Raw genomic sequence first — 24,568 nt, 5'->3', positions numbered from 1 at the left:
CTAGGACGGCTTCTTCGGCCGCGACACCAGCTCGATCATCTTGCCTTCGTCGTCATCAGGCATCGCAGCCTTCGCGCGCGCGTAGGATTCGACTGCGGCGCGTGCCACCAGCGGCTTGTCTGCGAGCAGGCTCTCGGCAAGCTTCACGGCGTAGGCGGCATCCTTGTGCCGCAGCGCCGCCGTGAACGTCGCGCCGCCGAAGTTGCGGGCGACCATGCGCTTGGAATGACGCTGCACCTGCGGGCTTGCGGCAACGCCAGCCTGGATCGACTCCAGCACCAGGTTCATGTCGAGCCCGGCCTGCTCGGCGATCGCAAGGCCCTCGGCGAGCCCGGCGATCTGGATCGCGCCCATCAGATTGTTGATGAGCTTGTAGACCGTGCCGGAGCCGACCGCGCCGAAATGGCGGATGGTCGAGCCGATCGGTTCGAGATAGGGCCGCGCGCGTTCGAGATCGGCTGTATCTGCGCCGACCAAAAGCGTCAGCTTTCCGCTTGCTGCCGCATCCGGCAATCCCGTCACGGGGCAGTCGATATAGATGAGCCCGCGCGCATTCAGCTCGCGGCCCATCTCGCGCGCATGGTCATAGGAGACGGTGGAGCATTCGATCGCGATGATGCCGGCCTTGGCCGTCTTGGCCGCGCCCTTCGGCCCCAGCCAGACCGCGCGCGAGGCCTCGTCGTCGGCAACCATGGTCACGACCACGTCGGCATCGATCGCGGCATCCTCGGGCGAGGTCGCCCAATGCGCGCCGCGGACGATCAAATCCTCAGCCTTGGACTTGCTGCGATTCCACACCGTCACCGTGAAGCCGGCATCGAGATAGCGGCCGGCCATGCCATGGCCCATCCGTCCAAGCCCGATGAAGGCGACGCGGGGCATGGCTAATCCACGTCCTCGATGTCGGCGCCAGGGGTGCCGAAAGCGCGCTGCGCCAGCGTCGCGGCCATGAAGTCGTCGAGTTCGCCGTTGAGCACGCCCGACGTGTCGGAGGTCTGCACGCCCGTGCGCAGATCCTTCACCATCTGGTAGGGCTGCAGCACGTAGGAGCGGATCTGGTGGCCCCAGCCGATATCGGTCTTGGCGGCCTGGTCGGCGGCGGCCTTCTCCTCGCGCTTCTTCAGCTCGATTTCGTAAAGACGGGCACGCAGCATGTCCCAGGCCTGGGCCCGGTTCTTGTGCTGGGAGCGGCCGGCCTGGCAGACCACTGCGACACCGGTCGGGATATGCGTCAGCCGCACCGCGGATTCGGTCTTGTTGACGTGCTGGCCGCCGGCGCCGCCCGAGCGCATGGTGTCGGTGCGGACGTCGGATTCCTTGATGTCGATCTTGATGCTGTCGTCGATGACCGGAAACACCTGCACGCTCGAGAACGAGGTGTGCCGCCGTGCGTTGGAATCGAACGGCGAGATGCGCACCAGCCGGTGCACACCCGCTTCGGTCTTGAGCCAGCCATAGGCGTTGTGGCCGGAGACCTGGATGGTCGCGGACTTGATGCCGGCCTCTTCGCCTTCGGACTCTTCGAGGTACTCGACCTTGAAGCCGTGCGTCTCCGCCCAGCGCGTGTACATGCGCAGCAGCATCTGCGCCCAGTCCTGGCTTTCGGTGCCGCCGGCGCCGGCATGGACCTCGAGATAGGAATCGAAGCGGTCGGCTTCGCCCGACAGCAGCGCCTCGAGCTCGCGCCGCGCGACTTCCTTCTTGAGGGCCTTCAGCGCGGCTTCGGCCTCGGCGACGACGCCGTCATCGCCCTCGGCCTCGCCGAGCTCGATCATGCCGATGTCGTCCTCGAGCTCCTGCTCGACCTTGCCGATGCCCGAGAGCGAATCCTCAAGCGAGGTCCGCTCCTGCATCAGCTTCTGGGCCTTCTGGGGATCGTTCCAGAGGTTGGGATCTTCTGCGAGCTTGTTCAGCTCAGCGAGGCGCGCCGTCGATTTCTCGACGTCAAAGATGCCTCCTCAGCAGCCCGACTGACTGCTTGATCTCTTCTACCAACCGTTCGATTTCGGCGCGCATGTGGTTCTCTGGTCTCGCGGAATGGTCCGCGTGCGAAGGTGGGAGGGGATGTAGCGGCGGCTGCGCCAAAGCGCAACCGCCCGCCTCGCCCGTATCAGGCGTTATCCGCTACCACAGCCCGCCGGTGCCCGGCCGGATGAGGAAGCCCGAATCCGGCTGCTGCTGTGAAGAGGGCATGCCACCGCGCCCGTCGGCGTCGGCAACGCCGATCACCGAGTAATTGTCCGGCGGCGCCGTACCCGGCTTGAAGGCTTCGAGGATGGTCCCGCCGGTCTCGCCCGGGCCCGCACGCATGCCGCTCTTGGCGACGACGCGCACGAGCTTGATGCCGGCCGGCACCTTGAACGGAACCGCCGGCTTGTCGGCGAGTGCGAGCTTGAGGAAATCGCGCGCGATGGGAGCAGCCAGATGGCCGCCGGTCGCAGCGTTGCCTTTGCCGAGCGCGCGCGGCTTGTCGTAGCCCATATAGATGGCGACGGCGACGTCGGGCGAGAAGCCGACGAACCAGGCGTCCTTGGCCTCGTTGGTCGTACCGGTCTTGCCGGCGATCGGCTTGCCGACCTCCTTGACCACGGTCGCGGTACCGGCCTGGACCACGCCCTCCATCAGCTCGGTGATCTGATAGGCGGTCATGGAGTCGAGCACCTGCTCGCGGCGGTCGATCAGCTGCGGCTCGGCCTGGTTCTTCCAGCCGCCCGGCGCATCGCAGCCGCGGCATTCGCGCTGGTCGTGCTTGAAGATGGTGTGGCCGTAGCGATCCTGGATACGGTCGATCAGGGTCGGCTTCACCCGGCGACCGCCATTGGCGAGCATCGAATAGGCCGTGACCATGCGCATCGCCGTGGTCTCGCCGGCGCCGAGCGCGTAGGAGAGATAGTTCGGCAGCTCGTCATAGACGCCGAAGCGGCGGGCATATTCGCCGATCAGGGGCATGCCGATGTCCTGCGCGAGGCGCACCGTCACGGTGTTGAGCGACTGCCGCAGCGCGTTGCGCAGCGTCACCGGCCCCTGGAACTTGCCCGAGGAGAAGTTTTCCGGCCGCCACACGCCGGCGCCCTGGCCCTGGTCGATTTCGATCGGCGCGTCGAGCACCACGGTCGAGGGCGTATAGCCGTTGTCGAGCGCGGCCGAATAGACGATCGGCTTGAACGACGAACCCGGCTGCCGGTAGGCCTGGGTGGCGCGGTTGAACTGGCTCTGGTCGAACGAGAAGCCGCCGACCATCGCGAGCACGCGGCCGGTCCAGGGGTCCATCACCACCATCGCGCCCGACACTTCGGGGATCTGGCGCAGCCGGTACTGTCCCTCGACAGGGTTGCCGTCCTTGTAGAGCGGATCGGCATAGATCACGTCGCCGGGCTGGAGCACCTGCGACACCGCCGTTGCCGCCCTGCCCTTCGCAGCGCCGGTGGCCGCCTTTGCCCATTTGATGCCGTCGAGCGTGATCAGGCCGGTCTCGCGCTGCTTGCTGATGGCGCCGCCGAGCTCGCGGCTCGGCTGGAAGCCGATGCGCGCCGACTGGTCGCTGGTCTCCAGCACCACCGCCATGCGCCACGGCGAGATGTCGGAAAGCGACTTGATCTCGGCGAGCTTCACGCCCCAGTCGCCCGACGTATCGAGCTTGCTCATGGCGCCGCGATAGCCCTGCTGCTCGTCATAGTTCACGAGGCCCGCGACCATGGTCTTGCGCGCCATGACCTGGATCTTCGGATCGAGCGTGGTGCGGACGGACAGGCCGCCCTCGTACAGCTTCTTCTCGCCGTAGCGCTCGAAGATGTCGCGGCGGACTTCCTCGGCGAAATATTCGCCGGCGAAGGTGTGGGCGCCGTTGGAACGGTTGGTGACGGCCAGCGGCTCCTTGCGCGCCTTGTCGGCGTCGGCCTGCTTGATCCAGCCGTTCTCCAACAGGCGATCGACCACGTAGTTGCGGCGCTCGATGGCGCGGTCGCGGTTACGCACCGGATGCAGGGTCGCGGGCATCTTCGGCAGCGCCGCGAGATAGGACGCTTCCGCCACCGTGAGCTCGTTCACCGACTTGTCGAAATAGACCAGCGAAGCGGCTGCGATGCCGTAGGCACCGAGGCCCAGGTAGATTTCGTTCAGATACAGCTCGAGGATCTTGTCCTTCGAATAGGTCTTCTCGATCCGCATCGCCAGCAAGGCTTCCTTGATCTTGCGCGCGAAGGAGACCTCGTTGGTCAGAAGGAAGTTCTTGGCGACCTGCTGGGTGATGGTGGAGGCGCCCTGCGGACGCCGGTTGGAGCCGTAGTTCTGGATGTAGACCAGACCTGCGCGCGCCATGCCGGTGTAGTCGATGCCGCCATGCTCGTAGAAATTCTTGTCCTCGGCCGCGAGGAAGGCGTTGATCACGAGCTTCGGCACCGCCTGGATCGGCAGATACAACCGCCGCTCCTTGGCGTATTCGCCGAGCAGCGAACCGTCGACCGCGTGCACACGCGTCATCACCGGCGGCTCGTAATCCTGAAGCTGAGAGTAGTCCGGCAAGTCCTTGGAGAAATGCCAGATCAGGCCCGCCACGGCCCCGACACCGACAAGGAACACCACCGTTCCCGCGGCGAACAGGAAGCCCATGAACCGCACCAGCAAGCGCATTATCTGTTTATCCGTTCAAACTCTGGATCAGCCCCTTGGCACCCAAAACAGGCGCCAACCTCACGTCGCGAATTCACCGGCCTACTCAATTACGTCAGTGCCGGACCTAAAGACGCTCGCCGAACGGGATTCTCGCCGATTCCGGAACCCCCTGCGGCGTTTTTATAAATCGCCCGCTGTGGCCAAACTAGGGCTTTTGCGGCGAGACGGAAAAACCCTTCCTCAATTCTCTCAATTCGACGATCCCCCGGTCGTCAATTCGACGATCCGGCGGTCGCCAGCCGTTTGGCCAGGAACCCGTCGATGGCTTGCGCCATCGAGCCCACGGCGCGGGACCGCCAACCCTCGGAGACAAGATGCCCGAGATCGCCTTTATTGGAGACGTAACCGATCTCGACCAGCACAGACGGCACGTCGGGCGCCTTCAGCACCCGGAAACCGGCCGATTTCAGCGGATGCTTGTGCATCCGCACGGTCGACTTCATTTCGCTCATCAGCAAATGAGCAAAACGGTTTGAAAATGTGCGGGTTTCCCGCTGCGTCAGATCGATCAGGATATCGGCGACATCGGTCGGCTCCTCCGCGAGGTTGAAGCCGGCGATCGCGTCCGCGCGGTTTTCCGCATCAGCCAGACGCTGGGCCTCGGCGTCGGAGGCCTTGTCGGACAGCGTATAGATGGTGGCGCCCTGGGCATCCCCCTCGGTGCGCGGCAGCGCGTCGGCATGAATCGAGACGAACAGCGCCGCCTTGATGTTGCGGGCGACTTTGACCCGGTCATTGAGCGGGATGAACGTGTCGTCGTTCCGCGTCATCACGACACGGTATTTGCCGGCCTTTTCCAGCCGGTCGCGTAGCGCCAGACCGAAGGCCAGCACCAGGTTCTTCTCGCTTTCGCCGCTCGACTGCGTGCCGTTGTCGATGCCGCCGTGGCCGGGGTCGATCACGACGATCGGCCGGTCATCGGCCTTCTGCTGCGCCGTTTCCGGGGCTGCCGTCGCGGGCACCGTGGCGGGCGGCGCATCGGCGATCGCGGGCCGCAGCTCAGGGCGGTTTTCCGGGGCGAGCGATTGCACGAAGGCGGCGCGGTCGACCTCCTCCAGCTCGAGCACGAGCCGGGCCGGCTGGCCGTTGGCCGCCTCCAGCACGTAGGAATTGGCGATCTTGGCAGGCCCCGTCAGGTCGAACACGATTCGCGAGCCGCCGGGCATGACGAGCCCATAGCGGAAGGCCTTGACCAGCCCCCGCCCCCCGGAACCGGTGCCCGCGGGCAGCTGAAAATTGACCTGGGGCACGTCGACCACAACCCGGTACGGGTCGGCGAGCGTGACAGCGCGGAAGGTGACGGTCTGGTCGATGTCGAGGATGAAGCGAGTCTGCTTGCCATCGCCAGCCAGCCGGGCGGCCGAGGCGATTGGATAATTCGCTGCCGCAACAGCGGGTTGCGGCTGGCTTTCCGCAGCGCTCAGGCGGGAGGAATCAGCACATGGCAATGCTGCGGCGGACAGGAGCACGCATCCCAGCAAGACCCTTTGATTTGCGCGGCTCGCCACCGATTCCGTGCCTCCGAGCAGCTCTTTTAACGCAATAGAACCACAGGGTTAATCGATCCTTAATGACAGAAACGCGAAACTCGCTGACTGTGACCGCCGTGCGACGCTCCCTTGCACGGATGGCCCATTCCTCGTATGTACGGAATGCTGACGGCCGATATTTCCGGTTGTGTCGCATTCAGCCTCCCGGTGCAGCGCCGGAACTCTCAAGGTTTGGGAATTCCAGCGTTTTCCGTTCTCCTCTAAGACCAGCGCGGTGCGCGGCAGCGAGGTGGAACGGGCCAAGCTCCGGCGGCGGACGGTTCCCGGATACCACGTTTCCGGGGCGGTTCGGACAGCGACATAACCCATTGCCCGGTCCCTTGATCCCAAGGGAGCGGTTCGTGATCCCCAAGGCGAGCGCGCTCGCGCCATGCCTGGCCAGCAGCAACTGATTGAGGGGCGGCCTCGCCGCCCAATGTTTCATACGGGCCGACGCTTGATGCGCCAGACTGTGCCGACGAATTCTGAAGGATCATTCGCGACGCTGCGGAGTGATAATCCCGCGCGCCGCCGTGGTCCTGAAGCTTCCGGTCCGGCAAGGCGCGAGAGACGGCGTTTCGGCCTTCCCCTCACCCCCGAATCAGGTGGACCGTCGCGTCACCCGGCGGCGCGATACGCGCCCACGGTGTATCGCGCCCGCCGCCGCCAAGAGTTAAGACATGCCCAACAAGATGTTGATCGATGCCACCCACCCGGAGGAGACCCGGGTCGTCGTGGTCCGCGGCAATCGCGTCGAAGAGTTTGATTTCGAGACCGCGCAACGCAAGCAACTGCGCGGGAATATCTACCTCGCCAAGGTCACTAGGGTCGAACCCTCGCTCCAGGCCGCCTTCGTCGAATATGGCGGCAACCGCCACGGCTTCCTCGCCTTCAGCGAAATCCATCCCGACTACTACCAGATCCCGGTTGCCGACCGGCAGGCGCTGATTGAGGCCGAGGAACAGGCCCATCGCGAGGCCGAGGAAGAGAGCGAGAACCGCTCGCACGGCCGCCGCCGCTCGCGTCACCGTAATGCCCGCCGCCGCGGTCATGGCGAACGGGTCCGCAGCGACATCGTCGAAGGCCTCGACGCCGGCGCCGATCCCGCGGCCCAGCCGGTCGATGGCGGGCCGAGCGCCGCCAACGCCGAAGGCGGTCCGCATGAGGGCGAGCATCTGCACGCCGACGCGGAGCATCACGGCGAGCACGATGCCCATGATCACAACGAACATGATCATCACGATCATGATCACCATGAACACGGGCACGACGACCATCATCACGATCACGCTCACGATCATGACGACCATGGTCATGACGGCGGCCACGATCATCACGACCATGACCATGCCGACGAAACGCCCGCGCCTGTCGCGGCCGTTGGCGCCGAACCCGTGGTCGCTGCCGAACCGCAGGAGGCGACCTCCGAAGCGCACGCAGAAGCTCTGGCCGAAGCCGTAACCGCCGCCGCGGAACCGGCCGATGCCGTGTACGCTGCCGGCGAAAGCACGGAAGCTCCGCATCACGACGCTGAAGCGGCGACTGACGACGACGACGACGACGATGACGACGGCGAGGAAGCCGAAGAGGAAGTCGTCGAATCCGTTGGCGGCGACGATGTGATGGAGGAAGTGCCGGAGCGCACCTTCCGTCCGCGCCGCCAGTACAAGATCCAGGAAGTCATCAAGCGCCGCCAGGTGATGCTGGTGCAGGTCGTCAAGGAAGAGCGCGGCAACAAGGGTGCGGCGCTGACGACCTATCTCTCGCTCGCCGGCCGCTACGCCGTCTTGATGCCGAACACCGCGCGCGGCGGCGGCATCAGCCGCAAGATCACCAGCGCCCAGGACCGCTCGCGTCTGAAGGAAGTGGTGCAGGATCTCGACGTGCCCGAGGGCATGGGCATCATCCTGCGCACCGCCGGCGCCGCCCGCACCAAGCCCGAGATCAAGCGTGACTTCGAATATTTGATCCGGATGTGGGAGACGGTGCGCGACCTGACGCTGAAGTCGCAGGCCCCGACCCTCGTCTACGAGGAAGGCTCGCTGATCAAGCGCTCGCTGCGCGACCTCTACAACAAGGAGATCGACGAGATCTCGGTTGCCGGCGAATCCGGCTACCGTGAAGCACGCGACTTCATGAAGATGCTGATGCCCGCCAATGTCAGCGCGGTGAAGCAGTATCGCGACGGCCAGCCGCTGTTCTCGCGGATGGGCGTCGAAAGCCAGCTGGACGCGATGTTCTCGCCGACCGTGCAGCTGCGCTCCGGCGGCTACATCGTGATCAACCAGACCGAGGCGCTGGTCTCGATCGACGTCAACTCCGGCCGCTCGACGCGCGAGCACCATATCGAGGACACCGCGCTCAAGACCAATCTGGAGGCGGCCGAAGAGGTCGCCCGCCAGCTCCGCCTGCGCGACCTCGCCGGCCTGATCGTCATCGACTTCATCGACATGGACGAGAAGCGCAACAACCGTGCGGTCGAGCGCAAGCTGTCCGACTGCCTGCGGCAGGACCGCGCGCGCATCCAGGTCGGACGCATCTCGCATTTCGGCCTGCTCGAGATGTCGCGCCAGCGCATCCGTGCCAGCGTGCTGGAATCCTCGACCGATCCCTGCCCGCACTGCGGCGGCACCGGCCATGTCCGCTCGGTGTCCTCGGTTGCGCTCCAGCTTCTGCGCGGCCTCGAAGAGATCCTGATGAAGGGCGCGACCCACAATCTCGTGGTCCGCACCCGCACCGACGTCGCGCTCTACGTGCTGAACCACAAGCGCGGCCATCTGCGCGACCTCGAGAACGGCTTCAAGGTTACCCTGGCGGTCATCGCCGACCCGAGCGTCAGCGGACCGCAGGCCTACCTCATCGATCGCGGCGAGCAGGTGCATACGCTCGAAGCCGCCAAGGCGCTGCTCGCGGCCCAGGCCGCGGCAAGCCCGCCGCCGGTGCTTGAAGAGGCCTATGACGACGAGGAGTTCGATCCGGAGCTGGAATCCGAGATCGAGTCCGAGGAGACCGAAGGTCTCACCGAAGAGCAGGCTGCCGGCGAGGCAGCCCCCGAGCAGGACGGTCAGCGCCGCAAGCGCCGCCGTCGCCGGCGCGGCCGCGGTGGCCAGCGCGACGGCGAGCTGCGCGAGGATGGCGCCCCCGCTCTTCCCGAGTCGGCCGTGGCTGCCGGCGAAGGCGATGAGGACGCCGAGTCCGAGCAGGACGGCGAGGAAGGCGAGGAACAGGCAGTCCGTGGCGAGCAGCAGGGCGGCGGCGAGCGCCGACGCCGGCGTGGTCGCCGCGGCGGACGCCGTCGGCGTGGGGGCGGCGAGGAAGGTCTTGCCGGCTCCATCGGCGACGAACTCGGCACCCAGTCACCATCGGAAGCTGTCGAAGCGGTGGCCGATTTCGACGGCTTCGGCGGCGAGGCTGCACCCTCGATCGCGCAGGCCGAGCACACCGCCGAGCCGCAAGTCACCCAGCCAGAGCCGCGTGCCGACATGCAGGCAGAGGCGCCGGCCCAGCCGGAGCCAGCTCCTGCCGTCGCAACCGCAGAAGAAGAGCCCGCCGACGACAAGGCCGCGCGGCGTCGCTCCACGGTCCGGGAAAAGGTGAGCTTCCTGTCGAGCAGCCCGGGCGAGCCCGCAGTACCGGTTGTGCAGGCGACCGAACCAGTCGCGCCGCCCGCGCCGGCACCTGCGCCCGCACCGGAACCGGCAAGCGAGACGCCGGCCGCCCCGCGCCGCGCCGGCTGGTGGTCCCGCCGCTTCGGCGGCGGCGAGTAAAGTCGGACACAGAATAAAAAAACGCCCGGCTAGGCCGGGCGTTTTTCGTTTCACAGCTCGCCGAACCGCTATGGCGGCAGTTCGTCATCACCGAGCGGCGCCACGTCGCGCGAGGCGATCTGGCGCAGTTGGTCGTAGAGATCGGGCGCCTCGCTGGTGCACAGGCAGACGCCTTTTGCGGTAGCTGCCTCGCCGGCGTTGAGGTAGGCGTGGCCCATGGTGCTGTCGAGATAGATGCCGTCGCCCTCACCGAGGATCTCAGGCGCGTAGAACTCGGTGTGGACGGCGACGCGTCCGCTCGTCACCAGGAAATATTCCTCGCCGCCATGGCGCAGCAGCGGGCCGAACTCCTCCAGCGAGCGCGCACGAACCTCGGCCACGATCGGCACCATGCGTTTGCCGATCAGATCGGTGCACTGATAGGTGTAGGTGTAGAACCTGGTGGTGATCACCTGCCCCTGCCCGGCCCGGCTGATGCTCCGCCGCGCGGTGACCGGCCGGCCCTGCACAGGCGCCGCGACCGCCGGATTGAACAGCTCGGCGATCTCCATCTTCAGGCCCGAGGTGAGCTGGAGCAGCTTGTCGTAGGTCAGTGACATCAGGCCATTCTCGACCTTCGAGAGGGTCGAGAGCGCCATGCCGGTCCGCTCCGCCACCTGCTTGAGCGTAAGGCCGCGGGCCTGGCGGGCCGCCTTGAGGCATTGGCCGAGCTGGGAATTGGCACCTTCGGGCGTCGTTATCTCGCTCATGCAGCAACCCTATCACGGCGATGGAAAAATTGTTGGCCTATCCGTCTAATCTTTTCGGCCAAGACACCCCTTGAGCAGCCCATTTGGCGGCCCGTTGGGCAGCAGTGCCAGCATTTGTGCATGAAACGCCCCGGGTTGACGATTATTGGTGCGCCTCCCTCACTTTCCGATATGCTAAATCGTTTTCATAATCTGAAAGGGACTGGCATTGTCCGGACTTTGCGATTCCAGCGCCGTTGAGCTGCGCCGCCTGCTGGCCGCGCGGGCGATCTCACCCGTCGAGCTGCTGGACGCCTGCCTGTCGCGCATCGCCACCATCAATCCTGCCGTCAATGCCGTCGTGACATTGGACGAGCCCCGCGCGCGCATGGCGGCAGAGGCAGCCGAAGCCGCCATCCTGCGCGGCGAGGATCGCGGCGCGCTGCACGGCCTTCCGGTCCTGATCAAGGACACCCAGGACACCGCCGGGCTGCGCTCCACCTATGGCAGCCCCCTGTTGCGCGACAATGTCCCGGTCGCCGACCAGGGCTCGGTCGCGCGGCTGCGCGCAGCCGGCGCCATCATCTTCGGCAAGACCAACACGCCGGAATGGGCGGCCGGCGGCAACACCCGCAATCCCGTGTTCGGCGCGACCGGCAATCCCTTCGATCCCATGCGCTCGGCGGCCGGCTCCTCCGGCGGTTCGGCGGTGGCGCTCGCCTGCGGCATGGCCCCGCTCGCCTCGGGCTCGGACACCGGCGGCTCCTTGCGCAATCCGGCCGGCTTCTCCGGCATCGTCGGCATGCGTCCGTCCTACGGTCTCGTGGCCAGCGAGAAGCGCGCCTTCGGCTGGTCGAACCTGTCGACCGACGGACCGATGGCACGCAATGTCGCCGACACCGCGCTGATGCTGTCGGTGATGGCGAGCGACGATGTCCGCGATCCCTTGGCCTATACGCTGCCCGGCGAGCCCGTGCGCGGTCGCGCCGAACGCTGGGCCGCACCGCGTCCCGCGGACCTTGGCAAGCTGCGCCTCGCCGTCACGGAGGATTTTGGCTTCGCCCCGACCGAGCAGGCCATCCGCCGCGTGTTCCGCGATCGCGTGAGCAAGCTTGCGCCGCTGTTCGCCGACTGCCGCGAGGCGACGCCGGATTGCTCCGGCGCCGACGACGCGTTCGCGGTCCTGCGCGCCGGCTTGTTCCTGGCGATGCACGGCAAGAATTACAAAGAGCGCCCCGAAATGCTCGGCCCGAATGTCCGCGCCAATGTCGAGGAAGGCCTGAGCTACACGCTCGAGGACCATGGGCGCGCCGCAACGACGCAGACGCGGATCTATCGTGCCTACCAGACCTTCTTTGAGACTTGCGACGTGCTGATAAGCCCGACCATTACGCTGAGCCCGCGCCCCTGGTCGGAACTCTATCCCGCCGAGATCGACGGCGTGCCGACCAAATCCTATTTTCACTGGCTCGCGCTCGCCTATGCCGTCACGCTTCCCGGCCACCCCGCGATCAGCATTCCGCTCGGCCTTGATGAAGCCGGCCTGCCGTTCGGCCTTCAGATCGTCGGCCCGCGCGGCGGCGACGCGATCGTGCTCTCGGTCGCCGCAAGCATCGAGGCCGCGTTCGCAAGCGATGCGCAATTGTGCCGGCCGGTACCCGACCTGGCACGGCTCGCCGTAGCACCGCCACTGTCGGCCGCGCCCGGTTTCCTCACCTGGGAATGAGCCGACACCGGTCCTGGCTGCACCGCCCGCGCAACGGAGATGAGCATGACGGAACTGCCGAGGAAGACCAGCGTCATCGCCTTCGTCCTGCTCTACATCGCCTACTGCATCTCCTACATCGACCGCGCGGCAATCTCGCTGGCGCTGGCGCAGATCGGTAAGGACTTCAATCTCCAGGCCGCCGATCTCGGCATCGTCATCAGCGCGTTCTTCCTCGGCTACGCCGCGATGCAGGTGCCGGGCGGATGGCTCTCCGACCGCTTCGGCTCGAAATATGTCGTGATCGTCACCATCGTGATGTGGTCGCTGTTCACGGCGTTCACGAGCATCGCCTGGTCGCTGACCTCGCTGATCGCGATCCGCTTCATCTTCGGCATCGCCGAGGGCGGCTTTCCGCCGGCGAGCATCCGCGGCATCTCCGAAGTGTTCAAGAAGGATAGCCGGCCGAAGATGTCGGCGCTGCTGCTGTCCTCGAACTATGCCGGCAGCATGGTCGCGCCGCTGATCATGGCGCCGCTGATCCTCTGGCTCGGCTGGCGCCATGCCTTCAACGCCATCGGCATCGCGGGCATCGTCTTCGCGGTGGTCTATTTCGTCTTCGTCCCCTATCTGGGACGCCCGGGCAAGGCCGATGCAGGCGCACCGGCCAAGCCCGAGAACCGCGCACCGATGCGCGAACTCATGAAGAATCCGCTGCTGTGGCAGTTGATGGTGGTGTGGTTCGGCCTCAGCTGCGTCAACAAGGGGCTGGATTCCTGGATGCCGCTCTATCTGCTCCAGCACCGCGGGCTCGACCTCAAGACCGTCGGCGTGGTGGCGCCGATCCCGTTCGTGATGGCGACGATCGCGACCGCGATCGGCGGCTGGGTGATGACGACGTTCTTCTCCGAGCGCGAAAAATATCTGCTGATCGGCAGCTCCGCATTGACCGGCATCTTCCTCTACGCCATGTACAAGGCGGAGACGATCATGGTGCTGATCGTCTTCCAGTCGCTGGTCTACTTCTTCAAGTCCTTCGTGCTGGCCGCGGTGGTCGCGCTTCCGACCAAACTGCTCCGCGACGACCAGATCGGATCCGGCGTCGGCATGGTCAATCTCGGCGGTCAGAGCGCGGGCTTCGTCGCCCCCGTCGCCATCGGCTTCATCGTGACCGGAACCGGATCGTTCGACGCCGCCTTCGGTTTCCTGGTGGCGATGACGGCGTTGTCCGTCGTGGTCGCGACAACCATCAGCACGGCCCAGCCGAGGCTCGCACCGCAACCGGCCTGACAGGAGCATTCTGCCCATGCAAAGCGCGATCGTTCTCGGCGGCGGCATGATCGGCGTGAGCGCGGCGCTGCACCTCCAGCAGCGCGGCTGGTCCGTCACGCTGGTCGACCGCAGGGAGCCGGGCCGCGAGACCAGCTACGGCAATGCCGGGATGATCCAGGCGGAAGCCGTCCGCCCCTATCCGATGCCGCGCGACCTCGCCTCGCTCCTGAAGATCGCGACCGGGCGCACCAACGACGTGCGCTACAGCCTGTCGTCGCTGCATCTCCATATCGAGCCCCTGCTCCGCTACTGGTGGCATTCGGCGCCGAAGCGGCATCGTGAGGCGATCGACGCCTGGGCCCAACTGATCGCCTATGCGACAGCGGAGCACGACATTCTCATTCGCGAGGCCCATGCCGACAATCTGATCCGTCGCGCCGGTTACCGGGCGCTGTATCGCGACGCCGCTTCACTGGATCTCTCGATCAAGGCCGCCGAGGAAGACCAGCACGAGTTCGGCGTGAACTTTCGTGTGCTCTCGGGCAGCGAGCTCGCCAAGGCCGAGCCGGTCCTGCGCGACGATCTTCCGGGCGCGATCCATTGGCTCGACACCTGGACCGTGTCCGATCCCGGCGCGCTGGTAACAGCCTATGCCGAGCTGTTCGAGCGCCTCGGCGGCAGGATCGTGCTCGGTGATGCGCAGTCGCTGCGGCAGACCGCGAGCGGCTGGTCGGTCGACACCGATCAGGGGCGCATCGATGCCGCCCATGCCGTCGTGACACTCGGACCATGGTCGCCCGATCTGTTGTACAAATTCGGCTATCGCATCCCGCTGGTGCGCAAGCGCGGCTACCACATGCATTACAGTGGCGGCGCCTCGCTCGATCTGCCGCTTATCGACAAGGGCGGCGGCTATGCCATGGGCCCGATGGCCAAGGGCATCCGCATCACCACCGGCGCCGAGCTGACGGGTCCGGATGCGCTCGCAACACCCGTGCAACTCGCCAGCGCTGAAGCCTCCGCACGCGAGCTGATCGATCTCGGCAAACGCGTCGAGCCCGACCCGTGGTTCGGCACCCGCCCCTGCACGCCCGACATGCTGCCGGTGCTCGGCCCCGCCCCGCGTCACCCGGGCCTCTGGATGAATTTCGGCCACGGCCACCAGGGCTTTACGCTGGGCCCCGCGACCGGGCGCCTGCTCGCCGAGATGATGAGCGGCGAGACGCCGGCGATCGATCCGACGCCGTACCGGCCGGAGCGGTTCTAGACTTCACCGCTTGCTCGGCTGGCACCGCAAGAAAAAGGGCTGATCGAGGATCTCGACCAGCCCTGTTACTTCAGGCGCATTGCGCCGCAGCAGGCAATCGGCAGATCAGTCCGTCGTGATCGCCGTTTCCAGGTCGGTCGGATCGATCTGCTTGGCGAGATTGGCGTTGAGCTTGTCGCGATCGAGTTCACCTTCCCACCAGGCCACGATCACGCAGGCCACGCCGTTGCCGCACAGATTGGTCAGCGCGCGGCATTCGCTCATGAACTTGTCGATGCCGAGCACGATCGCCATGCCCGGCACCAGCCGCGGGTCGACCACGGCCAGGGTCGCCGCCAGCGTGATGAAGCCCGCTCCCGTGATGCCCGACGCGCCCTTAGAGGTCAGCATCGCCACGATCAGGATCGTGATCTGCTGGCTGAAGGAGAGATCGAAGCCGAGCGCCTGGGCGATGAACAGCGTCGCCAGCGTCATGTAGATGTTGGTGCCGTCGAGGTTGAACGAATAACCCGTGGGCACCACGAGGCCGACCACCGACTTGGAGCAGCCGAGCCGCTCCAGCTTCTCCATCAGGGATGGCAGCGCGCTTTCCGAGGACGAGGTGCCGAGCACGATCAGCAGCTCATCCTTGATGTAGGCCAGGAACTTGAAGATCGAGAACCCCGCCACCCGCGCGATGATGCCGAGCACGACGAACACGAACAGTGCCGCGGTCAGGTAGAAGGTGGCGATCAGCCCGATCAGATTGAGGATCGCCCCGGTGCCGAACTTGCCGATGGTGTAGGCCATCGCACCGAACGCACCGATCGGCGCCGCGCGCATCACGATGGAGATGACACCGAACACCGCATGCGCGGCATCGTCGATGAACGAGCGGATCGTGTGGCCGCGCTCGCCGAGTCCCATGATGGCGAAGCCGAACAGCACCGAGAACAGCAGCACCTGCAGGATCTCGCCCTGCGCAAACGCGCCGACCACTGTGTCCGGGATGATGTGCAGGACAAAGTCGACGCTCCTCTGCGCTTCCGCCTGCTTGGCGAAGCCCGCGACCGCCTGTGCGTTCGCCGCTGCATTGCCGAAGCCCGCGCCCGGCCGCACGATGTTGCCGACGAGCAAACCGATCACCAGGGCGAAGGTGGAGACGACCTCGAAATAGACCAGCGCTTTGACGCCGATGCGCCCGACCTTCTTGGCGTCCTGGATATGGGCGATGCCCGAGACCACGGTGCAGAAGATGATCGGGGCGATCACCATCTTGATCAGCTTGATGAAGCCGTCGCCGAGCGCCTTGATCCAGTCATTGGTGGCAACCGTCGGCCAAAGCCAGCCGACGATGGCGCCGAGCACAATGGCGATCAGCACCTGGACGTAGAGAACCTTGTACCACGGCTTGGCTGCGGCCGGCGCGACTGGCGCTCCCGCCATCGTTGTCGTTGTCATTGTTTCACTCCCCCTCAAAACGCCGAGCCAGCCAAGATCAACTTGGCCGGCCCTGTCAATTGGAACTGCTCGGAATGGCGCGCTTTACCCGCGGCGATCGACGATCCGGCGTACCGCCGGCATCAGCGTCGCGCCCAGCGCGTTCTTGACCAGCGAGGCCGCGATGAACGGCGCAAGGCCGACCTGCCAGGCCTTGCCCGCGCCAAGACCGAGGCCAAAGGCCAGCCAGCCGAACCCGGCGGCCAGGATGACGACGTGGCCGACGGCCATCGCGGCAAACAGCAGCACCACGCTGCGATCCCAGCCGCGCTCGGCGAGCCAGCCGGTCACGAAGGCCGCAGCGATGAAACCGAACAGATAGCCCGCGGTCGGGCCGACGAGCGGTGCAATTCCACCCACGGGACCTGCGAATACCGGCAGGCCGAGCGCGCCCTCGGTGAGGTAGGCGATCATGGTTGCGCTGCCAAGGCGCCAGCCATAGGCGGCGCCGATCATCAGCACCACCAGCGTCTGCAACGTCATGGGCACGTAAGGCAGCGGCAGGTTCACCTTGGCAGACAGCGCCAGCAGCGCTGTGCCGAGCGCGATCAGCACGAAGGCGCGGAAGCCGCCCACGGTTTCACCCGGCCGGGTCGGCCACATCAATGCGGCGAGAGGAGAATGCGGTGCAGCAGCGGACGGGACGGATCGGTCAGACAAGGTGAACTCCGGAGGTGGGGCGAAAACTGGCGGCTATTTAAGCCAGTGAGCTATCCGGTCAACTGCCTCCCGCATCTCTTCCGCCGAACGCGCGTAAGAGAAGCGGATGAACGAGCGGCCATGGATGGGATCGAAATCGAGGCCGGGCGTTGCCGCAACATTCGCCTGTTCCAGCATCTGCTTGGCGAACTCGAAACTGTCGGAGGTGAAGTCCGATACATCGGCATAGAGATAAAAGGCGCCGTCGGCCGGCAGGAACCTGGTGAGGCCGGCCTTGGGCAATCCTTCGATCAGGATGCGCCGGTTTTCCTGATAGCCGTGCTTGATCTCCTCCATCTCGGCCGCGCCGTCGAAGGCGGCCTCGGCCGCGATCTGCGACAGCGACGGCACCGAGATCGACAGGTTCTGCTGCAGCCGCTCGATCGGCCGCACCAGAATCTCCGGCACGACCATCCAGCCGACGCGCCAGCCCGTCATGCAAAAATACTTCGAGAACGAGTTGATCACGAGGGCGTGGTCCGACAATGCCGCCGCCGTCACCGCCGGAAGCGCATAGTCGAGCCCGTGATAGATCTCGTCCGAGATGAAGCGGATTTTGGCGTCTTCGGCCGCCGCGATCAGGCCGGACAGCGCCTCGCGGGACATCATCGTTCCCGTCGGATTGGCGGGGCTGCCGACCAGCACACCCTTCAGCGGCGCCTTGCGATGGGCGGCAAGCAGCGCCTCGCCGGTGAGCGCGTGGCGTGTCTCGTTGGTGGTCTCGATCAGCACCGGCTCGCAGCCGAGCGCGGTGAGGATATGACGGTACGGCGGATAGCCCGGCACCGTCACGGCGACGCGATCGCCAGGCTCGAACATCGACAGGAAGGCGAGGATGAAGCCGCCCGAGGAGCCCGTCGTCACCACGATCCGCTCGGCGCTGACCTCACAGCCATAGGCGTCGCGATAGTGCCGCGCGATCCGCTCACGCAAGGAGGGGATGCCGAGCGCGGAGGTATAGTCGATCCGCCCCGCCTCGAGCGCCGCGTGCGCGGCCGCAATCGCGGTCTTCGGCGCGCCGGCCGCGGGCTGGCCGACCTCCATATGGATGACATGCCCCCCGGCGGCCTCGATTCGGGCCGCCGCGGCCATCACGTCCATGACCATGAACGGGGGAACATCGCTACGGCGGGAGGGCTCGAGCCACTGTCCCAACCGGCTCCTCAATGTCGCATCGTGCATCGATTTCTGCTATTTCGCTGGCGGACCGGTCCGTCCGGTCCGGGGAACGGGGCGCTTGCGCCCCAGACTGGCCGCATTGTACGGCTCATAAGGGGTAAGGCTCATAGGCCATATCGCGTATCCGGTCTGCCGCCAATCGCCAAAACCAATCACAAAACTGCTTGCCAAGACTACTACTTGCCAACACCGTTTGACCAAGACCGCTTGATGTTGCTCCAGATTGCATTGCGCAAAAAGACCTCCGCCCTCACCGCCCTCGTCACGGCCGCGGCGATCGCCTTGCTGCCGCTCCCGGCGGCACGGGCGCAGCAGAAGGGCCCGCCGGTCCTGCGCGACACCGAGACCGAGCAGTTGCTGCGCGAATATACGCGCCCGATCCTGCGCGCCGCCGGTCTGGAAAAGCAGAACATCCAGATGGTGATCATCAACGACGGCTCGTTCAACGCGTTCGTCGCGGACGGCCGCCGCATCTTCGTCAATTACGGCGCGATCCTCCAATCGGAGACGCCGAACCAGATCATCGGGGTGCTCGCGCATGAGACCGGGCATCTGGCGGGCGGCCATCTGTCGAAGCTGCGCGAGCAGCTCGCCGCCGCCCAAACCCAGATGATCATCGCGATGCTGCTCGGCGCCGGCGCGATCGCCGCCGGCAGCACCCAGCGCAGCAGCACCGGCAACAACGGCCTCGCCAATGCGGGGGCGGCCGCCCTCGCCGGTCCACAGGAGATGATCCGCCGCACGCTGTTGTCTTACCAGCGCCAGCAGGAGGAGAATGCCGACCGTGCCGGCGTGAAATTCCTGACCGCGACGGGGCAGTCGCCGAAGGGCATGTACGAGACCTTCAAGCGCTTCACCAGCGAGAGCCTGTTCGCCGCGCGCGGCGCCGATCCCTATCTGCAGTCGCACCCGATGCCGGCCGAGCGTGTCGCCGCGCTGCAGGAGTTCGCAAGCTCCAGCCCCTATTGGGACAAGAAGGACGATCCCGCGCTCCAGCTCCGCCACGACATGGTGCGCGCCAAGATCTCCGCCTTCATGGAGCGGCCCGAGACCGTGTACCGTCGCTATCCCCAGACCAACGACAGCCTGCCGGCGCGCTACGCCCGCGCCATCAGCACCTATCTGCACGGCGATCTGCGCAGCGCGCTCGCCCAGATCGACGCGCTGATCCAGGTCCAGCCGAACAACCCGTACTTCTACGAGGTGCGCGGCCAGGCCTTGCTTGAGAGCGGCAAGCCCGCCGATGCGATCGCTCCCCTGCGCAAGGCTGTCGCGCTCTCGAACAACGCGCCCCTCATCGAGATGTTACTTGGGCAGGCTCTGGTTGGAACCGATAATAAGGCCTACACCGACGACGCCGTTCGGATTCTCCGCGCCGCGGTGGCACGGGAGCCCGAAGCGCCAATCGGCTTTACCCAGCTCGCGATGGCCTATGGCCGGAAGGGAGATTATGCCGAGGCGGATCTCGCGTCGGCGCAGGCCGCCTACTTGCGCGGCGACAACAAGACCGCCCGCGAGCTCGCCACGCGCGCGAAAACCCGTTTCGCCATCGGCACGCCCGGATGGGTCAAGGCCGACGACATCGTGGCGGCCAAGCCGCCGCGCAACTAGCTAGAACGACGCCAGACACCACGACGTCACGACACCGAGCTTTAAGTCCGCCGGGACGTTTTCCGAAACCTGCTTTGGATAAGAGGATTTGCCTATGCCTTCGCTGCGTCTGCTTGCTCCCGCGCTGTTTGCGCTCGCCATGTTCGGCGCAACCGCGCCCGCGTCGGCTGACAGCTTCTCCGATGCCCAGCGCACCGACATCGAGGCGATCATCAAGAACTACCTCGTCACCCATCCCGAGGTGCTCGAGGAGGCGATGACCGAGCTCAGCAAGCGCCAGGCCGCGGCCGAAACGCAGAAGCACGAGGCCAGCATCGCGCAGAATGCGGACGCGATCTTCAACTCGCCGCGCCAGGTCGTGCTCGGCAACAAGGAGGGCGACGTCACCTTCGTCGAGTTCTTCGACTACAATTGCGGCTACTGCAAACGCGCGATGACCGACATGCTCGACCTCATGAAGAGTGATCCGAAGCTGAAGGTCGTGCTGAAGGAGTTTCCGGTGCTGAGCCAGGGCTCCGTCGAGGCCGCCCAGGTCGCCGTCGCCGTGCGCATGCAGGATCCCACCGGCAAGAAATATCTCGACTTCCACCAGAAGCTGCTCGGCGGCCGCGGCGCGGCCGACAAGGCGCGCGCGCTACAAGCGGCCAAGGAGGCCGGTCTCGACACCGCGAAAATCGAGAAGGATCTCGCCGGCCCCGAGGTGCGCGCCACCATCGAGGAGAACTTCAAGCTCGCCGAGGCGATGGGCATGAACGGCACGCCGAGCTACGTGATCGGCAAGCAGATCGTGATCGGCGCCATCGGCCTCGAAGGCCTCAAGGAGAAGATCGGCGTTGCCCGCTGCGGCAAGGCGACCTGCTGATCACGCGCTTCACAATTCACGCATGCAACGAGGCCGGCTGAAAAGCCGGCCTTTTTGCTGGGTCAATCCGTGGCGCGATCCGGCACAATCATTCATCTGGCGTTCAACAAACAAATGCCGCGGAACCGCCGATGTTCCGGAACAACCGATATCTCCTTTCGTTGTTGGCGCGGGCAATGACGCAAATAGACACGTGAGGAGAAATTCAATGTTGAACCGCTTTATGATCTCGGCTGCCGCGCTCGCACTCGTCGCCGGCACCGGACTGGCGAACGCACAGGGCACCATGAACCGCGACAGCGGCGGCGCCGGTGCGCAGCCCGCGCAGCAAACACAGCCGTCGGGCGGTGCGGCCGAGCGCGGCGCCACGGGCAAGGACTCCATGACGAAGGAAAAGGGCACCGTCGGTCAGGCTGGCGGCGCCAGCACCGCGAAGCCGGGTGCGGCCGCGGAGGAGAAGTCGCCGGGTGCAATGAAGGATGAGCGCTCGGGCGGCGCGATGCACAAGAACGCCGCTGAGGACAAGGCCGGCGCGACCAAGGGCCAGCGCACCGACGAACGCGCGCAGGGTCAGATGGACAAGTCGCAGCAGGACAAGTCCAAGAGCATGAGCCAGGATACGACCAAGTCCGGCGCCAAGGACCACAAGGACATGAAGGCGGAGGACAACAAGGCCGGCACGTCCACCAAGAGCAACGCCGAGAACCGTCCGGCCTCGGGCACCTCGACCGACATGAAGGCCGAGGGCAAGAGCTCGACCTCGTCCTCAACGACGACGGTCGGCCAGGCCGGCGCCGCCGCCAAGCTCTCGACCGAGCAGCGGACCCAGATCACGTCGGTGATCCGCGAGGAGCGCGTGGCCCCCGTGACCAACGTGAACTTCGCGATCTCGGTCGGCACCCGCGTGCCGCGCGAGGGCATCGAACTGCACGCCCTGCCGTCCCGCGTCGTGACGATCTATCCGGAGTGGCGCAGCTACCGCTACGTGCTGGTCCGCGAGCAGATCGTGATCATCGATCCGAACACCTATGAGATCGTCGCGGTCCTCGACGTCTAAGGCCGGATGACGGCAACCTCAGGGGGCGGGCAGCAATGCCCGCCCCTTTGCGTTCCGCCGGCAGCCATGCTTTGGGCTGGTTAACAAGCAATTTCCGTAGCTTCCGCACAGGTTTTTGCACCCCGGATGAGGTGCCTGAAGGCCTCTGGGAGGTCCTTCAAGGCTTCCCCTAGGGCGCTTTGTTACCTATAACCCCCGCCACGCCGAAGCACCGATTACGGGATTGGAATGGCCGAACCTGCAACCGACACGATCCTTGTCCTCAACGGGCCGAACCTCAACATGCTGGGGACGCGCGAGCCCGAAAAGTATGGTCACGCGACCCTGGCCGACGTCGAGGCGCTGTGCCGGGAGACGGCGGCGTCGTTCGGTCTCAAGGCCGACTGCCGGCAATCCAACCGCGAGGGCGAGCTGATCGACTTCATCCACGAAGCGCATGCGCGCAAGATGAAGGGCATCATCATCAATGCCGGCGGCTATTCGCACACCTCGATCGCGCTGCACGACGCGCTGCTCGCGGTGCAGATTCCGACGGTCGAAGTGCACGTGACCAACATCCACGCCCGCGAGAGCTTCCGCCACCACTCCTACACCGCGCGCGCAGCCTTCGCCTCGCTCTGCGGTTTCGGCATCGAGGGCTACCGCCTCGCCATCCAGGGCCTTGCCGCCAAGCTCGGCCTCAAGCCCAAAGCCTGACGCTCCCTCATCACACAGAACATTCGGATCAAAGAACATGGCGCGCCAGCCAGACGACAAAGCAGCCGCAAAGTTTTCCAGTGAGGATTCCGCGCTCGTGCGCGAGCTCGCCCTGCTGCTCGATGAGACCAGCCTCACCGAGATCGAGATCGAACGCGCGGGCCTGCGCCTGCGCGTCGCCCGCAACATCAGCGTCGCCGCGACCATGCCGATGCCGATCGCTGCCGCTCCGGCCGGCCTGCCGGTGGCCGCCGCCGCGCCCGCTGCCGCCGCGGCCGATTTGTCGAAGCATCCCGGCGCCGTCACCTCGCCGATGGTCGGCACCGCCTACTGGGCGCCGGAGCCCGGCGCCAAGCCGTTCATCGAGGTCGGTACCAAGGTCTCGGTCGGCCAGACGCTGCTGATCATCGAAGCCATGAAGACCATGAATCAGATCCCCTCGTCGCGCGCCGGTACGGTGACGCAGATCCTGGTCGAGGACGGCCAGCCGGTCGAGTTCGGTGAGCCGCTCGTCATCATTGAGTAACGGCCAGGGCAGCTCAGCTGCCCCCATCGCATTTCGCGCGCCAGTCCCTTAAGGACACCATGTTCGACAAGATCCTCATAGCCAATCGCGGCGAGATCGCCCTTCGCATCCTCAGGGCCTGCAAGGAGCTCGGGATCGCGACCGTCGCCGTGCACTCCACCGCCGACGCCGACGCCATGCATGTGCGCCTGTCGGATGAGAGCGTGTGCATCGGACCGCCGCCGTCCAAGGACAGCTATCTCAACGTGCCCGCGCTGCTCGCGGCCTGCGAGATTACCGGGGCGGACGCCGTGCATCCCGGCTACGGCTTCCTGTCCGAGAATGCGCGCTTCGCGGAAATCCTTTCCGAGCACAATCTGCATTTCATCGGCCCCAAGGCCGAGCACATCCGCCTGATGGGCGACAAGATCGAGGCCAAGAAGACCGCCAAGAAGCTCGGCATCCCCGTGGTGCCCGGCTCCGACGGCGCGGTCGGTCCTGACGACGATGCGCTGGCGATCGCCAGGAAGATCGGCTTCCCGGTGCTGGTGAAGGCAGCGGCGGGCGGCGGTGGCCGCGGCATGAAGGTCGCGCACAGCGAGGCCGACCTCCTGATGGCGCTGTCGACGGCGGCGAACGAAGCCAAATCCGCCTTTGGCGATGCGTCCGTCTACCTCGAAAAATATCTCCAGAAGCCACGCCATATCGAGATCCAGATCCTCGGCGACGGCCGCGGCGGCGCGATCCATCTCGGCGAACGCGACTGCTCGCTGCAACGCCGCCACCAGAAGGTCTGGGAGGAAGGCCCCTCGCCCGTCCTCTCCGCCGCCGCGCGCGCCAAGATCGGCGAGACCTGTGCGAAGGCGATGCGCGAGATGAAATATCTCGGCGTCGGCACCATCGAGTTCCTGTTCGAGGACGGCGAGTTCTACTTCATCGAGATGAACACCCGCATCCAGGTCGAGCATCCCGTCACCGAGAGCATCACCGACATCGACCTCGTGCTGGAGCAGATCCGCATCGCCGCCGGCGGCGAGCTGCCGGCGAAGCAGGAGGAAGTCCAGGTCATCGGCCACGCGATCGAATGCCGCATCAACGCCGAAAATCCGGAGACCTTCCGCCCCTCGCCGGGCCGCATCCTGCAATACCATCAGCCCGGGGGCCTCGGCGTCCGGATCGATTCCGCCGTGTATCAGGGCTACACGATCCCGCCCTATTACGACTCCCTCGTCGGCAAGCTGATCGTGCACGGCAAGACGCGCGCCGAATGCCTGATGCGGCTGCGCCGGGCGCTGGACGAGATGGTGGTCGAAGGCATCGAGACCACGCTGCCGCTGTTCCGCGCGCTGGTGCGCGAGGACGACATCATCAACGGCGACTACCACATCCACTGGCTGGAACAGTACCTGGCCGGCAAGGCGGAACCCGCCGCGAAATAGCTCCCCGCCCCGTGGAACCCTTTCGCCCCAATCGCGTTTTGGACGGTTGGGCAGTTCCGAGGGGGCGTTTTGAACTCCACTGGCGCAACAGGGCGAAACCGT

At 65.8% G+C, this 24,568-nt stretch carries 18 protein-coding genes; 10 read left to right on the top strand and 8 right to left on the bottom strand.

Going from position 1 to position 24,568, the window contains the following annotated elements; all coding sequences use genetic code 11:
• The 4 genes from E4K65_RS07505 to E4K65_RS07490 form a co-directional block, all read right to left on the bottom strand.
• Nucleotides 1-882 (bottom strand): NAD(P)-dependent oxidoreductase, encoded by an 882-nt coding sequence (locus E4K65_RS07505; RefSeq protein ID WP_135173576.1) that lies wholly within the window; start codon nucleotides 880-882, stop codon nucleotides 1-3.
• Between the two features lie 2 nt (nucleotides 883-884).
• Nucleotides 885-2,016 (bottom strand): peptide chain release factor 2 gene (gene prfB, locus E4K65_RS07500; RefSeq protein ID WP_135173575.1). Its coding sequence is split into 2 segments (ribosomal slippage): nucleotides 885-1,946 and nucleotides 1,948-2,016, totalling 1,131 coding nucleotides; the frame shifts between segments, so codons are not numbered across the junction.
• A 108-nt stretch (nucleotides 2,017-2,124) separates the two neighbouring features.
• Complete coding sequence (locus E4K65_RS07495; RefSeq protein ID WP_135173574.1) at nucleotides 2,125-4,629, bottom strand: penicillin-binding protein 1A; 2,505 nt, start codon at nucleotides 4,627-4,629, stop codon at nucleotides 2,125-2,127.
• Nucleotides 4,630-4,883: 254 nt separating this feature from the next.
• Nucleotides 4,884-6,179 carry an N-acetylmuramoyl-L-alanine amidase gene (locus tag E4K65_RS07490; protein WP_135173573.1) on the bottom strand — a complete coding sequence of 432 codons (1,296 nt, stop codon included), beginning with the start codon at nucleotides 6,177-6,179 and terminating at the stop codon, nucleotides 4,884-4,886.
• A gap of 701 nt (nucleotides 6,180-6,880) precedes the next feature.
• Here E4K65_RS07490 and E4K65_RS07485 point away from each other — a divergent pair.
• Entirely contained in the window at nucleotides 6,881-9,967 is a 3,087-nt protein-coding gene (locus tag E4K65_RS07485) for an Rne/Rng family ribonuclease (RefSeq protein WP_135173572.1), read from the top strand.
• 68 nt (nucleotides 9,968-10,035) lie between these two features.
• On the opposite strand, the gene E4K65_RS07480 is transcribed toward E4K65_RS07485, so the two are convergent.
• A complete protein-coding gene (locus E4K65_RS07480) occupies nucleotides 10,036-10,716 on the bottom strand; it encodes a helix-turn-helix domain-containing protein (protein ID WP_135173571.1) in 681 nt (226 codons plus the stop codon).
• Between the two features lie 208 nt (nucleotides 10,717-10,924).
• Between E4K65_RS07480 and E4K65_RS07475 the strand changes: the two genes are divergently transcribed.
• Genes E4K65_RS07475 through E4K65_RS07465 form a run of 3 tightly spaced genes read left to right on the top strand, consistent with a single transcriptional unit; the run spans nucleotide 10,925 to nucleotide 14,939 of the window.
• Nucleotides 10,925-12,421 (top strand): amidase, encoded by a 1,497-nt coding sequence (locus E4K65_RS07475; RefSeq protein ID WP_135173570.1) that lies wholly within the window; start codon nucleotides 10,925-10,927, stop codon nucleotides 12,419-12,421.
• Nucleotides 12,422-12,466: 45 nt separating this feature from the next.
• A complete protein-coding gene (locus E4K65_RS07470) occupies nucleotides 12,467-13,690 on the top strand; it encodes an MFS transporter (RefSeq protein WP_135173569.1) in 1,224 nt (407 codons plus the stop codon).
• 16 nt (nucleotides 13,691-13,706) lie between these two features.
• The gene (locus E4K65_RS07465) at nucleotides 13,707-14,939 is read left to right on the top strand and encodes an NAD(P)/FAD-dependent oxidoreductase (RefSeq protein ID WP_135173568.1); all 1,233 of its coding nucleotides are present in this window, start codon (nucleotides 13,707-13,709) and stop codon (nucleotides 14,937-14,939) included.
• 105 nt (nucleotides 14,940-15,044) lie between these two features.
• Here E4K65_RS07465 and E4K65_RS07460 read toward each other — a convergent pair whose 3' ends face one another.
• From E4K65_RS07460 to E4K65_RS07450, 3 genes are all read right to left on the bottom strand, one after another.
• Complete coding sequence (locus tag E4K65_RS07460; protein WP_135173567.1) at nucleotides 15,045-16,379, bottom strand: dicarboxylate/amino acid:cation symporter; 1,335 nt, start codon at nucleotides 16,377-16,379, stop codon at nucleotides 15,045-15,047.
• A gap of 84 nt (nucleotides 16,380-16,463) precedes the next feature.
• Nucleotides 16,464-17,021 carry a biotin transporter BioY gene (locus E4K65_RS07455; protein WP_135173790.1) on the bottom strand — a complete coding sequence of 186 codons (558 nt, stop codon included), beginning with the start codon at nucleotides 17,019-17,021 and terminating at the stop codon, nucleotides 16,464-16,466.
• 90 nt (nucleotides 17,022-17,111) lie between these two features.
• Nucleotides 17,112-18,299 (bottom strand): pyridoxal phosphate-dependent aminotransferase, encoded by a 1,188-nt coding sequence (locus E4K65_RS07450; protein ID WP_135173566.1) that lies wholly within the window; start codon nucleotides 18,297-18,299, stop codon nucleotides 17,112-17,114.
• Between the two features lie 207 nt (nucleotides 18,300-18,506).
• Here E4K65_RS07450 and E4K65_RS07445 point away from each other — a divergent pair, with 207 nt between their 5' ends.
• The 6 genes from E4K65_RS07445 (at nucleotide 18,507) to accC (ending at nucleotide 24,466) form a co-directional block, all read left to right on the top strand.
• Nucleotides 18,507-19,907, top strand: a complete 1,401-nt coding sequence (locus E4K65_RS07445; RefSeq protein WP_135173565.1) for a M48 family metalloprotease — start codon at nucleotides 18,507-18,509, stop codon at nucleotides 19,905-19,907.
• Between the two features lie 94 nt (nucleotides 19,908-20,001).
• Nucleotides 20,002-20,769 (top strand): DsbA family protein, encoded by a 768-nt coding sequence (locus tag E4K65_RS07440; protein ID WP_027542582.1) that lies wholly within the window; start codon nucleotides 20,002-20,004, stop codon nucleotides 20,767-20,769.
• Nucleotides 20,770-20,977: 208 nt separating this feature from the next.
• Nucleotides 20,978-21,826, top strand: coding sequence for a DUF1236 domain-containing protein (locus tag E4K65_RS07435; RefSeq protein ID WP_135173564.1), 849 nt, complete (start codon nucleotides 20,978-20,980; stop codon nucleotides 21,824-21,826).
• Nucleotides 21,827-22,054: 228 nt separating this feature from the next.
• On the top strand, nucleotides 22,055-22,522 hold the full coding sequence (gene aroQ / locus E4K65_RS07430; RefSeq protein ID WP_011087065.1) for a type II 3-dehydroquinate dehydratase: 468 nt from the start codon (nucleotides 22,055-22,057) through the stop codon (nucleotides 22,520-22,522).
• 37 nt (nucleotides 22,523-22,559) lie between these two features.
• Nucleotides 22,560-23,048 carry an acetyl-CoA carboxylase biotin carboxyl carrier protein gene (gene accB, locus E4K65_RS07425; RefSeq protein ID WP_135173563.1) on the top strand — a complete coding sequence of 163 codons (489 nt, stop codon included), beginning with the start codon at nucleotides 22,560-22,562 and terminating at the stop codon, nucleotides 23,046-23,048.
• Nucleotides 23,049-23,107: 59 nt separating this feature from the next.
• The gene (gene accC, locus E4K65_RS07420; protein ID WP_027542578.1) at nucleotides 23,108-24,466 is read left to right on the top strand and encodes an acetyl-CoA carboxylase biotin carboxylase subunit; all 1,359 of its coding nucleotides are present in this window, start codon (nucleotides 23,108-23,110) and stop codon (nucleotides 24,464-24,466) included.
• The last annotated feature ends 102 nt before the right edge of the window (nucleotides 24,467-24,568 follow it).

Source organism: Bradyrhizobium niftali, from assembly GCF_004571025.1.
Lineage (GTDB): Bacteria > Pseudomonadota > Alphaproteobacteria > Rhizobiales > Xanthobacteraceae > Bradyrhizobium > Bradyrhizobium niftali.
Note: the sequence above shows the minus strand (reverse complement) of the source record. Positions and strands in the feature narration are given on the sequence as shown.